This is a genomic window from Rhizobium sp. PP-CC-3G-465 (genome assembly GCF_004343445.1).
GTDB classification, from domain to species: domain Bacteria; phylum Pseudomonadota; class Alphaproteobacteria; order Rhizobiales; family Rhizobiaceae; genus Ferranicluibacter; species Ferranicluibacter rubi.
On the sequence record NZ_SLYH01000001.1, the window covers coordinates 522227 to 533959 of the forward strand.

Annotated in this window: 11 protein-coding genes and 1 other RNA gene; 6 read left to right on the plus strand and 6 right to left on the minus strand. The window is 63.5% G+C overall.

Going from position 1 to position 11733, the window contains the following annotated elements; all coding sequences use genetic code 11:
- Positions 1–93: 93 nt before the first annotated feature.
- Positions 94–3915, plus strand: a complete 3822-nt coding sequence (locus C8J33_RS02370) for an AsmA family protein (protein WP_132662989.1) — start codon at positions 94–96, stop codon at positions 3913–3915.
- Between the two features lie 119 nt (positions 3916–4034).
- Here the strand turns inward: C8J33_RS02370 and C8J33_RS02375 are convergent, their stop codons facing one another.
- From C8J33_RS02375 to C8J33_RS02395, 5 genes are all read right to left on the minus strand, one after another.
- Positions 4035–4289, minus strand: a complete 255-nt coding sequence (locus C8J33_RS02375) for a ribbon-helix-helix domain-containing protein (RefSeq protein WP_132664420.1) — start codon at positions 4287–4289, stop codon at positions 4035–4037.
- A gap of 73 nt (positions 4290–4362) precedes the next feature.
- The gene (locus tag C8J33_RS02380) at positions 4363–4587 is read right to left on the minus strand and encodes a DUF4169 family protein (protein ID WP_132662991.1); all 225 of its coding nucleotides are present in this window, start codon (positions 4585–4587) and stop codon (positions 4363–4365) included.
- 6 nt (positions 4588–4593) lie between these two features.
- Positions 4594–5136, minus strand: coding sequence for an SspB family protein (locus C8J33_RS02385; protein WP_132662992.1), 543 nt, complete (start codon positions 5134–5136; stop codon positions 4594–4596).
- A gap of 197 nt (positions 5137–5333) precedes the next feature.
- Positions 5334–5731: a transfer-messenger RNA gene (gene ssrA, locus C8J33_RS02390) on the minus strand.
- A gap of 84 nt (positions 5732–5815) precedes the next feature.
- A complete protein-coding gene (locus tag C8J33_RS02395; RefSeq protein WP_092934351.1) occupies positions 5816–6694 on the minus strand; it encodes a transglutaminase-like domain-containing protein in 879 nt (292 codons plus the stop codon).
- A gap of 349 nt (positions 6695–7043) precedes the next feature.
- On the opposite strand from C8J33_RS02395, the gene C8J33_RS02400 reads away from it, so the two are divergent.
- From C8J33_RS02400 to C8J33_RS02420, 5 genes are all read left to right on the plus strand, one after another.
- Positions 7044–7838 (plus strand): thymidylate synthase, encoded by a 795-nt coding sequence (locus tag C8J33_RS02400; protein WP_132662994.1) that lies wholly within the window; start codon positions 7044–7046, stop codon positions 7836–7838.
- Complete coding sequence (locus C8J33_RS02405; RefSeq protein WP_132662996.1) at positions 7835–8371, plus strand: dihydrofolate reductase; 537 nt, start codon at positions 7835–7837, stop codon at positions 8369–8371. The genes C8J33_RS02400 and C8J33_RS02405 overlap by 4 nt, the downstream gene beginning before the upstream one ends.
- Positions 8372–8515: 144 nt before the next feature.
- Entirely contained in the window at positions 8516–9655 is a 1140-nt protein-coding gene (gene hflK, locus C8J33_RS02410; RefSeq protein WP_132662997.1) for an FtsH protease activity modulator HflK, read from the plus strand.
- The gene (gene hflC, locus C8J33_RS02415; RefSeq protein ID WP_165910553.1) at positions 9655–10602 is read left to right on the plus strand and encodes a protease modulator HflC; all 948 of its coding nucleotides are present in this window, start codon (positions 9655–9657) and stop codon (positions 10600–10602) included. The genes hflK and hflC overlap by 1 nt, the downstream gene beginning before the upstream one ends.
- A 243-nt stretch (positions 10603–10845) precedes the next feature.
- Positions 10846–11232, plus strand: a complete 387-nt coding sequence (locus tag C8J33_RS02420) for an ACT domain-containing protein (RefSeq protein WP_110799174.1) — start codon at positions 10846–10848, stop codon at positions 11230–11232.
- Between the two features lie 36 nt (positions 11233–11268).
- On the opposite strand, the gene C8J33_RS02425 is transcribed toward C8J33_RS02420, so the two are convergent.
- Complete coding sequence (locus C8J33_RS02425; RefSeq protein WP_092934339.1) at positions 11269–11487, minus strand: alkylphosphonate utilization protein; 219 nt, start codon at positions 11485–11487, stop codon at positions 11269–11271.
- Positions 11488–11733 lie beyond the last annotated feature (246 nt).

The window sequence follows — 11733 nt, forward strand, 5'->3', positions numbered from 1 at the left end:
CGTTGACGACGCGGGGTGCAGGGCGGCAAAGGCCAAGAGGTTACACCAGCCCGTTGTGGGCTGCGTGCAGGATCGGACAGGACGTAAGGCTCGGTGCTTTCGCGTATTTTCGTCATCGTCGGCGGTTTGTTTGTGCTCGCGCTGTTTGCTGCGCTGATCGCGCCGCTGTTCATCGACTGGACGGATTTCCGCAAGGACTTCGAGCGTGAAGCCGGGCGGATTATCGGGCAGCCGGTCGTCGTGCACGGCAGCGTCGATGCGCGACTGATCCCCTTTCCCTCCGTGACGCTCAACGACGTCCGCATCGGCGAAACCGAGGCCGGAGCGCCTTTGGTGCAGGTCGAGCATTTCTCCATGGATGCCGAGCTGGCACCGTTCCTGTCCGGTGAGGCACTGATTTTCGATATGCGGCTGGACAAGCCGAAGGCGAAGATGCGGCTTCTGCCGGATGGTACGCTCGACTGGGCGCGGGGTCGCCGCGCCGCCATTCCCGCAAAGACCGTGGTGCTCGAAAACGTCGAGATCACGGATGGCGAGATCGAGTTCATCGATGAGCAGACCGGGCGGACGCGCGAAGTAACGGGGTTGAACGCCGATCTTTCCGCGCGCACCCTTGCCGGACCCTGGAAGGTCGAAGGGCGCGCCGCGCTCGATGGTGAGGCCGGCAGCTTTTCTTTCTCCAGCAGCGAGCCGCTGGAAGGCGGCGGGCTGCCGTTGCGGGCGCGGCTGACGCCCGACAAGCGCCCGTTCGGCGTCGATCTCGACGGCGAGTTGAAGATCGTCGAATTTCGCCCGGTCTATCAGGGCAAGTTCACCATGACAGAGAACCGACCCGCCGATGCCCCGAAGCGCGAGGACGATGCGGCGGCGCTTAGAATCAACGGACAGTTCGAACTGACCAATGACCGGATTCGCGTGCCGGACTACCGCGTCGAGGTCGGCCCGCGGGACGATCCCTATCTGGTGACCGGCGAGGCGACGCTCGACACCGGCAAGACACCGGAATTCCTGCTTCTGGCCGATGGACAGCAGATCGACGTCAGCCGCATCGGCGGCAAGCCGGGTGCTGCCGGCAAGACCGGGCGTGATCCCGCGATCTCCATCCGCCAGCGGCTTTCCGCCATGATGGAGATCATCGCCAATATCCCCATTCCGCAGGTGCCGGGCCGCGCAAGCCTCAAGCTTCCCGCCATCGTCATTGGCGACACCACGGTGCGCGACGTGCGGCTCGATCTTCGTCCCGATGGTGCGGGCTGGATGATCGACAATGCGGTGGCGCAGTTCCCCGGCCGAACGCAGCTCGAAGCCAAGGGCCGGCTCAACCTGTCCGGCCAGCGCGCCTTCCGGGGCGACCTTCTGGTGGCGTCCAACCAGCCGTCGGGGCTCGCCTCCTGGCTCGCCGGCTCAGTCGATCCCGCGATCCGCCGGCTTCGCACGGCCGGCTTTTCCGCAACCGTCAACCTGACGGACACGCTGCAACAGTTCGAGCGCCTGGAAGTGGCGGTGGGGCCGGCGACGCTGAACGGGCGCGTGGAGCGGCAGGCGCTGAACGGTGTGCCGCCGACGCTCTCCCTGCAACTGAAGGGCAACCGGATCGATCTCGAAGCCTTGCAGGCGCTCACCGGGCTTGTGGCAGGCGATGCCTCCTACGAAACGCTGCTGTCGCACACGATCGCCGCCGATATCTCCGCCGACACGCTGCTGGCCTTCGGCGAGGAAGCGCGGGACGTGCAGCTGGTGGCGACGCTCAAGAACGGTCAGGTGCAGGCCGAGCGCGCATCGATCGGCAGCATTGCCGGTGCACAGCTGGCGGCCTCCGGGCGCATGGGCGGCACGCTTACTGCACCGATCGTCTCGGCCAAGATGAAGATCGCCGCGCCGGACATGACCTCCTTCTTCCAGATGGTCGAGCGGCACGCGTCGGCCCATCCCATCCTCACGCGGCTCGCCCGCAGCGGCGGCTACTACAATGATGCGGCGCTGGACGTGACGCTGACGGCGGGCAGCCGCGAGGGCGATGCGCCGGTGACCTTCGGAATCGTCGGCACGGCCGGCGGCAGCCGCGTCGCCGCGAACTATCAGGCGCCGACGATCGCGCAGGCGCTTGCGGGGCAGGGCATCTTCCTCGAGGCGACGCTTGAGAACCCGTCGAGCCTCGTGCTGCTCGGACAGGCGGGTTTCGATCCGCTGCCGTTCGACACGGATGCCAACGGGCTCCTGTCCATCAAGCTTCAGAGCACGGAGGGCGATAGGGCGAACGGCACGTTGAGTTTCACGACCGAAAAGACGGCGCTGAACGCCAGCGGCGAGATCGACCTGTCGCGGGATCGTTTCCTCAGCGGTCAGACCAAGATGACGCTGGAAAGCCAGGATTTCGAGCCCTTTCTGCTGGTGCAGGGCATCGCCCTGCCGCAAACGGGAACGGGCCTGCCACTGAGCCTGAAGAGCGACGTGACCGTGACGCCGGAGGCGGTGACGCTTTCCGGCGTGGAGGGCAAGGCCGACCGGAACGGCTTCAGCGGGCAGATCGCCTTTGATCGCATCGTGCCCGGCAAGGCCACCGGTCAGCTGGCTTTGGATACGCTCGATTTCGCCTGGGCGGCCGAAGGCCTGCTCGGGCCGGTGCAGGATCCGCTCGAGGGGACGCTCGCGACATCTCCGGTCGCGCCCGTTGCCTGGAATGGATACGATGTTGCGCTGGATCTCACCGCCAAGCAGGTCTGGCCCGGCGTCTATGGCGCCATTTCCAACATGATCGGCAAGGCCGTCTGGAAGGGCGACCAGCTCGAAATCACGGATGCCGCCGGCGAATGGCTGGGCGGCAAGATGTCGGGCCGCATGCTGCTGGGCAATGGCAGCGGGTCGGGCTTTCTTCAGGCGCGGCTCGATCTTGCCGGTGGTGATCTGTCTGCGGCGGCGTGGAAGACCTCCGGCGCCTCCGTTGCTAATGGCCGTTTCGATCTGTCGCTGGCGCTGGAGGCTTCGGGCAAAACCGCAAAGGGCATGGCGGAGTCGGCCAGCGGGTCCGGTGCCGTCAACCTTTCCGATCTCACCGTGCGCGGCCTCAATGTCGGCGCGCTTCCCACTATTCTTGCCGGAGCCGACCGGCTCGAAGGCGAGATTACGCCCGCGGCTGTCGAGCCGATCGCCCGTCCGGCGATTCTTTCCGGCGACGCTGCCCTCGGCACGGTCAAGGTGCCGTTCAGCATCGCCGGAGGCACGCTGCGCGCGCAGAACGTGACGTCCAAGGTCGATGGTGCGACGGTGACCGGTGATGCCGAGGTGTCGCTGCCCGACCAGACGCTGAATGCCGCCCTGCATGTCGTCTTCAATGTCGGCGACCAGACCGTTGCCGGTGCCGAGCCCAAGGTCGAATTGTCCTATAAGGGCGCGCTGGACGCGCCGGGCTTCCAGTTGCAGACCGGGGAACTCGCGAGCTTCCTGTCGCTCCGTGCCTTCGAGCGCGAACGGCGGCGGGTGGAGATCCTTCAGGCCAATGTACTGGAAAAGCAGCGCCTGCGCCGGGAGGCCGCTCTCTACAAGGCGCGTGCCGAGGAGCGCGAGGCCGACCGCGTGAGAGCTGCGGAAGAGCAACGGCGCCGTGCACTCGCGCTTGAGGAAGCAGCGCGGCAGAAGGCGGAAGCCGAGGCGCGCGCGGCTGCCGCCGCCAAGGCCGCAGCGGAGGCGAAGGCCATCGCCGACCAGTGGGCTGAGCAGGCAGAACGCATGGCCGCGGAGAAGAAGGCCGCCGCAGACGCCCGCGATGCCGCACGGGCCGCGGAACAGGAGCGCCAGCGACGCCTGATGCCGGTCGATCCCGGCGAACAGGTGGAGCGTGGTGGCACTCTGCCGGCGCCGGGGGCGATACCGGACAGGCTGAACTTTCAGACATTGCCGGGCGTAACGCCGCAATAATCAGGCGCGCAGAAACGTGTGGTCTTCCGACCGTCTCTGACGGCAGGAGAGGTCTTGGCGACATAATGCTAAGAGCGCTGCCTTCACCGGACTCCTGAAAACGATTCGGATACCAGGCCTCAAGCCTGTCCCGCGTCGTTCCTATCGGGCGCCGATGAGTCCGCACCCTGCGACTTGACCCAGGCGAGCACGTGCACCCGAAGCGCAGAGGACAGGTTGCTGTCGGCCGGGCGGGCATCGTCGATCTCGGCGATGAGCCGCGCAAGGGGAACGGCTCGGGCGGCAGCAATGGCTTTCAGTTCCTGCCAGAAGACGTCTTCCAGTGAAAAGCTCGTGCGATGGCCATGGAGGGTGGCGGAGTGTTTCTTCAGCATGGCCGGTGCGGCCGTTTGGGCGTTCGAGCCGCCGCGCATGTCGCGTAGCGCCAGCCGATCGGCTTGGAGCGGATCAATCCTTGTCCTGCCCGTTCTTGTCCTGCATGCCGGTCTCGGACGGCGTCTCCCGCCGACCCTGGTCCAGCCGACGCTCGGCCGTCTCGTTCAGCGCTTTCGTCAGCGTCTTCTCGGACTTAGTGCGGCCGAAGGTGATACGGTTCTGTTCCGCGGTCTTCTCATCATTTGCGCGGGTCTTCTGCTTGCGAAACTGGCGCAGATTGACGACGTCGCCCGTCATGATGCGTCAGTTCTTCTTGCGGAAGGCGTCGAGGGACACAACGGAAGCGCCGGCCTTGCCGTCTTCGGCCTTCGGTGCTTCGGCTTCCGCCTCTCCGTCGCCATCGACGGTTACGCTCGGGCGCTCCACGGTCACGCCGGGATAGGCAGTGATCTCGGCGGTTTCGGTTTCGGCATCCTCGTCTTCGGCAACGGCCACGTCGAATTCCAGTTCGAAATTCACCGAGGGGTCATAGAAACCGCGAATCGCGTTGAACGGAATGACTAGCTTTTCCGGTGTGTCGGAGAAGGAGAGGCCGATTTCGAACAGCGATTCCGTGACCTTCAGCTCCCAGAACTGGTGCTGCACGACGATGGTCATCTGCTCGGCATATTTGGATTTGAGATGCTGGGAGATGCGCACGCCGGGCGCGCCAGTCAGAAAGGTGATGAAGAAGTGGTGATCGCCCGGAAGGTGACCTGTCGCTGCAACTTCGCTCAGAACCTTGCGGATAACGCCACGCAGCGCGTCCTGTGCGAGAATGTCGTAGCGGATATGGTCCTGGCCCATCGGATCCCCGTCTTGTCTAGCTGTTTCTGTGTGCACTGCCATGTGCCGCGCGAACGGCGACCGACCGCGCGTCGTTCACGAAACCATTTGCACTATTGATGGACGATTTCAAGGCGCAGCGGTCGGAGGTCGGGAATTGGCATCGCCGCCCATGCGTCCATCACATGGCTTCGGGTACTTGCAGTCCTGTGGGGAGAAGTGGAGGTTTCTGTTGCCAGGTACCTCCGAACCCCGCCTTACGGTGCGAACCGGAAGGACTTGATTTGAAGTGTCACACCGCGATTAAGCAGCGAGACGAGCTTCCGCATAGTTGTCGTTTGCAACTACTGTTAAGCCCGATAACGGTGGTACAATGCCGAGCAAAAGTTCGATCTTTACGCCCTTGTCGATCCTATTTCGCCCCCATCAAAAGCCGGCCTTTAGAGCTTTCGCCGTTCGGACGCTCTGTTTCCAGAACATCTTCGGGCCGGTTTTTGGTGGAGGCGCCGGGTACCGCCCCCGGGTCCAATAGGTTTATTACACCGACAGTTTATTGCCATATCCGCCTTACGACGGCAGGATGGATATAGGCGTTCCCGCAGCCGATGAAAAGGGCAAAGCGCATGGAAAAAGGGCACCTCCGCGGAAAAGCAGGGTGCCCTTTCGTATCTCCGTCAACAAGCGGTCTGCGCTGCCGTCTTCAGGCGGCGTCCTGCTCGATTTCGGCGATCTCGATGCGGTCGTCCGTCGAGATGGCGTCGATCGTGCGGCCGGGCTGCTCGGGCGAGCCGTCTGCATGCTCGATGGTGATGTCGACGGCGCCGGGGTCCATGAGACCGAAGGGCGTGCAGAAGGCGATCTCGGCTGCATCGCGGCCGACGCCGATGCGCACGAGGCCATCGAGATTGGCCTGGCGCGTCGCATCGAACAGCCACCAGCGGCCGTCGAGATAGGCTTCGAAGACGGCATGGAAATCGGAGGGACGCAGGCCGTAGGCATAGCAGCTGACGAAGCGGGCGGGGATGCCGAGGGCCCGGCAGAAGGCGATGCCGATATGGGAGAAATCGCGGCAGACGCCGGCGCGCAGCAGCAGGCTTTCATCCGCCGTCGTCTGGCCGTTGGAAGAGCCGCGCTGGTAGTCGATATTGTTGTAGATCCAGTTGCAGATCGACGTCACGCGCTCATGCCCCTTCGGCAGGTAGCCGAACTCGCGGAGGGCGAAGGCGGCAAGGCGGTCCGAGGAGACGAAGCGCGAGGGCAGGAGGAACGGCATGATGTCGAGCGGGATTTCCGACAGCGGCGTCTCGTTGATCGTGGCCGGATCGGCGCGGAAGACGTCCAGGGTGACTTCTGCGGCGTAGTTGATTTCCAGTGGGCCGGGGGCGACGTCGATCTTGAAGTAACGGTTCTGCTCCTCCGGCACGGTATAGGTCCAGCGCGGGCCCTTGGGGCTGATCGTAAGCGTTTCCTCCAGGTCGTGGTGGCGCTGCAGCTTGGCGACTTCGACGTTGAAGATGAACACGGTGGGTTCGCGAACCTCATAGGTGAGGGTGCAGCCAAGCTTGTAACGGACGGTCATGAGCGCGCTTTCGTAGAGGGAGGATGCAGGCCGGGCGGACGCTGGGAGGTGGCGTTGCCCGGATGACGGGTATGATGAAGGTGCCGGGGAATGCGCTGGACACAAAAAGGTTCCATCGCCTTTCCGAAATTTGTAAACGTCATGCCGAAATTGATAAATGTCATGAATGTCAGGCCTGTGACCAATGCTGCAGGACGACACCACGAGCGATTGTCCGGTAATGTAAACCGGGATGCGTAAATCGCCAAGGTGTCGGCAGTTCGCTTTGGAGAATGGGCTTCCGGGTCTATCGCACGGGCACCACAGGTCTTATTCTCAGATGGACTCGAAGTTCGCGGACACGCCGATCATGAAACAATATCTCGACCTCCTTCGCCATGTGATGGACACCGGCTCCGACCGCAGCGACCGGACCGGAACGGGCACGCGCTCGGTGTTCGGCTACCAGATGCGGTTCGACCTTGCGGAGGGTTTTCCGGTTCTCACGACGAAAAAGCTGCATCTGCGCTCGATCATCCACGAGCTTTTGTGGTTCCTCCGTGGCGATACGAACATTGCCTATCTCAAGGAAAACGGCGTCAGCATCTGGGATGATTGGGCCAACGCGGCGGGCGATCTCGGCCCGGTCTACGGCTATCAGTGGCGCTCGTGGCCGGCGCCCGACGGGCGGCATATCGACCAGATCGCGCAACTGGTGGAAGGATTGAACACCAATCCGCATTCCCGCCGGCATATCGTGTCGGCCTGGAACCCCGCTTTGGTGGACGAAATGGCGCTGCCGCCATGCCATTGCCTGTTCCAGTTCTACGTGTCCGATGGCAAGCTTTCCTGCCAGCTCTATCAGCGCTCCGGCGATATCTTCCTCGGCATTCCCTTCAACATCGCGTCCTACGCTCTGCTGACGATGATGGTGGCGCAGGTGACGGGGCTGCAGCCGGGGGATTTCGTGCACACGCTGGGAGATGCGCATATCTACAGCAATCATTTCGAGCAGGCGCGGCTGCAGATGACCCGGACGCCGAAGGCGCTGCCGGTCATGCGGCTGAACCCTGACGTGAAGGACCTGTTCGCGTTCCGCTACGAGGATTTCGCGCTGGTGGGCTATGAGGCCGAAGCGGCGATCCGGGCGCCGATCGCGGTATGACGGCTATAAGGATCGTCATCGTGGTTGCGGCCGCGCGGAATGGCGTGATCGGTCGGGACGGGGACATGCCCTGGCGGCTCCCGACCGACCTAAAGCATTTCAAGGCGTTGACGCTCGGGCGGCCGGTGGTGATGGGTCGCAAGACGTGGCAGTCGATCGGCCGCCCGCTGCCGGGCCGTCCGAACATCGTTATCACGCGCGACGAGACCTTTGCGCCAGACGGTGCCGAGCGAGTCGGTTCGCTGGAAGACGGCTTGAAGCTGGCGGGGGAGAAAGCGACTTATCTTGGCGTGGACGAGGTCTGCGTCATCGGGGGCGGTCAGGTTTATCGCGATGCGATGTCCTTTGCCGACATTATTCATATGACCGTGGTCGAGGCCGATCTCGACGGCGATACGGTTTTTCCAACGATCGATACTTCGATATTCGAGAAGGTTTCCGAGGTTTCACCGCCGCGTGGCGAGAAGGACAGCCATGGCGTCGTGTTCACGACGTGGCAGCGGCGGACCGGCATCGGTTCGCTCGAACTTTAGCAATAAACGGAACGAAATTGCCTTGTTAACGCCAAAGTTATGACGCGCCGCGTTGAAAGGCCTCGGGGCCATCCCTATAACGGGTTTACTTCCCAGTCGGTTCCGCCGATTGCCGGAGGTGGGAGTGTAACGAAAGAGGTATGAATGCCCTGGAGCAATCAGAACGGCGGCGGCGGTGGTCCTTGGGGCGGCGGCGGCGGTAACGGCGGCAATGGCGGTGGTGGAAACAAGGGCCCCTGGGGCCAAGGTCCCAACCGCCCGCGTGGCGGCGGCGGTGGCCGTGGCAATGGCGGTCCGCCGGATCTCGAGGAGATCTTGCGCCGGGGTCAGGACCAGCTGAAGAACGTCGTTCCCGGCGGCTTCAACGGCGGCGTGGCTGCAATCATCGGCCTGCTGATCGTCGGCTTCATCCTCATCAATTCCGTCTACACCGTCCAGCCGGACGAGCGTGGCGTCGAGATGCGCTTCGGCAAGCCGAAGGAAGAGATCTCGATGCCGGGCCTGCATTATCATTTCTGGCCGCTGGAAACCGTCGAGCTCGTCAAGGTCACCGAGCAGCAGCAGAACATCGGCAGCAAGTCGGTCTCGGCCGATCCGTCGTCTGCCGGCCTGATGCTGTCGGGCGACCAGAACATCGTGAACGTCCAGTTCTCGGTGCTGTTCTCGGTCACCGACCCGAAGGCCTATCTCTTCAACGTCGAGGATCCCGCCAACACCCTGCAGCAGGTTTCCGAAAGCGCCATGCGCGAGGTCGTCGGCCGTCGTCCGGCACAGGACATCTTCCGCGACAACCGTCAGGCGATCGCGCAGGACGTTAAGGCGACGATCCAGGCGACCATGGACACCTATGGCGCCGGCATCTCCGTCAACACCGTTGCGATCGAGGATGCGGCTCCGCCGCGCGAGGTTGCCGATGCGTTCGACGAGGTGCAGCGCGCCGAGCAGGACGAGGATCGCTTCGTCGAGGAATCCAACCAGTACGCCAACCAGGTGCTCGGTCGGGCCCGCGGTCAGGCGGCCCAGAACCGCGAAGAAGCGGCGGCCTACAAGGACCGCGTCGTCAAGGAAGCCGAGGGTGAGGCGCAGCGCTTCGTCTCCGTCTACGATGCCTATGCGCAGGCTCCCGACGTGACGCGTAAGCGTCTCTATCTGGAAACCATGCAGGAGGTTCTCGGCAAGTCCAAGAAGGTCATTCTCGACGAGAGGAACGGCCAGGGCGTGCTGCCTTACCTGCCGCTCACCGAAATCGGCCGACCGGCCCCGCAGGTCGGAGGAAGCAACTGATGAATAGCCGTCTTCCCTATTTCCTGATCGCGTTCGCGGTCATCCTGATGGCCGTCTATTCCTCGGTCTTCGTCGTTACCGAACGCCAGCAGGCGGTCGTCGTCCGCTTCGGTCAGATCCAGGACGTGAAGACCGAGCCGGGCCTCTATTTCAAGCTGCCCTTCGCCTTTATGGATGCCGATCGCGTCCAGTATGTCGAGGACCAGGCCCTGCGCTTCGACCTCGACAATATCCGCGTGCAGGTTTCCGGTGGTAAATTCTACGAGGTCGATGCCTTCGTGGTCTACCGCATCCAGGATCCGCGCCGCTTCCGTGAAACGGTGTCCGGTGACCGGTCCTCCGCCGAAGCCCGGCTTCGCACGCGTCTCGATTCGTCGCTGCGTCGCGTCTACGGTCTTCGCGGCTTCGAGTCGGCTCTTTCCGAAGAGCGCGCGTCGATGATGCGGGAAGTTCGTGCCGATCTGAAGACCGATGCCGAATCGCTCGGCCTTAACATTCAGGACGTTCGTATCCGCCGTACCGACCTGACGCAGGAAGTCTCGCAGCAGACCTTCGACCGCATGAAGGCGGAACGTCTCGCCGAGGCGGAGTTGATCCGCGCCCGGGGTAACGAGCAGAGCCAGCGCCGCCGCGCCATCGCCGATCGTCAGGTCGTCGAACTCGTGGCCGACGCGCAGCGTGATGCGGAAATCCTGCGCGGTGAAGGCGAAGCCGAACGGACGCGCGTGTTTGCGGAAGCCTTTGCGCGCGATCCGAGCTTCTTCGAGTTCTACCGCTCGATGACCGCTTACAGCGCAGCGATCGCAAGCCCGGAGACGACGCTGGTGATTTCGCCGGACTCGGAGTTCTTCCGCTTCTTCAACAGCTCGCAGGGTGCGCCCTTGCCGTCCGCGGCTCCGGCCACCCCTGTTGCACCGGCCGCCCCGGCGACGCCTGCCGCGAACTGAGCCAAAACGAACCATATGATAAAAGAAGGGGCCGGCAGCGATGCCGGCCCCTTCTTTCTTGACGGCATGCGCTAGGGATGGCAGGGCAAGCTTGCAGGGCGGCGCATCTCCCATGTCCGGCCCTCACCGAATGGTTTGACCTGCTGCTTCAAGCGCAGCAGACGTTACGTCCACAACGCTTGTTGCCCGTCAGGCCCGATGTCCAAGGCCTTTTCTCTGGCGCTGGCGTATCGAGGGGTATGAATGTCTCGCAAACTGCTGATCCGGCTGGTTGAAGCCGAATATTCGATCACCCGGCTGAATGTCGGCTCGCCTCTGCCGGAATGGCTGCCGGGCGCCGGCTTCTGGTCGGTCTCCTCATCGCGGGAGGAAATGACGCTCGTCTGTCGCGCCGCGCGCGTGCCGACCGGTGTGATCTCGTCGAATGGCTGGCGGTGCCTCCGGATCGAGGAGCACTTCGCCTTCGATATTCCGGGCATTCTGTCGTCCGTGCTGGATCCGCTTTCGACGGCCGGTGTGGGCCTGTTTGCGAACTCGACCTTCAGCACCGACTACATCTTCATTCTCGGCTCCGACCTTGACAAGGCGGTCGCCGCGCTCAGGGCCCACGGCCATGAGGTCATGGTCTGAGCGGGATCACCCCGAGCGCGGTCAACCTTGGTCCGGTCAGGCCTTCTTAAGGAATTCCGTGCGCAGCACGAGGCCCTTGACCTTTTCCGCATTGCATTCGACTTCCGCCGGATCGTCCGTCAGGCGGATGTTCTTGACCAGCGTGCCGCGCTTCAGCGTGACGGATGTGCCCTTGACCTTGAGGTCCTTGATCAACGTCACCGAGTCGCCATCGGCGAGTTCGGTTCCGTTGCTGTCCCTGACGACGATGCCCATGGTTGTATCTCCTCTGGCGCGCCCCCGCGCCTGCGTGTGAGTTTCGCCGCTTATGACGCCCGGGCGGTGCCGGCGCAAGGGCCTGCGGCACCGGATGGTCTGCGGTGCCTCGTCGCATCCGGGCCATAACGAAAAGATGACTGGACGGGTCGGGCTTGCGCCTTATCTTCGCTTCCATGGGCGTGCAGGACTTCGGACTGTATGCCTCGCCTCTATCTGCTTGCGTACCGTGCGTCTGGCGCGCCC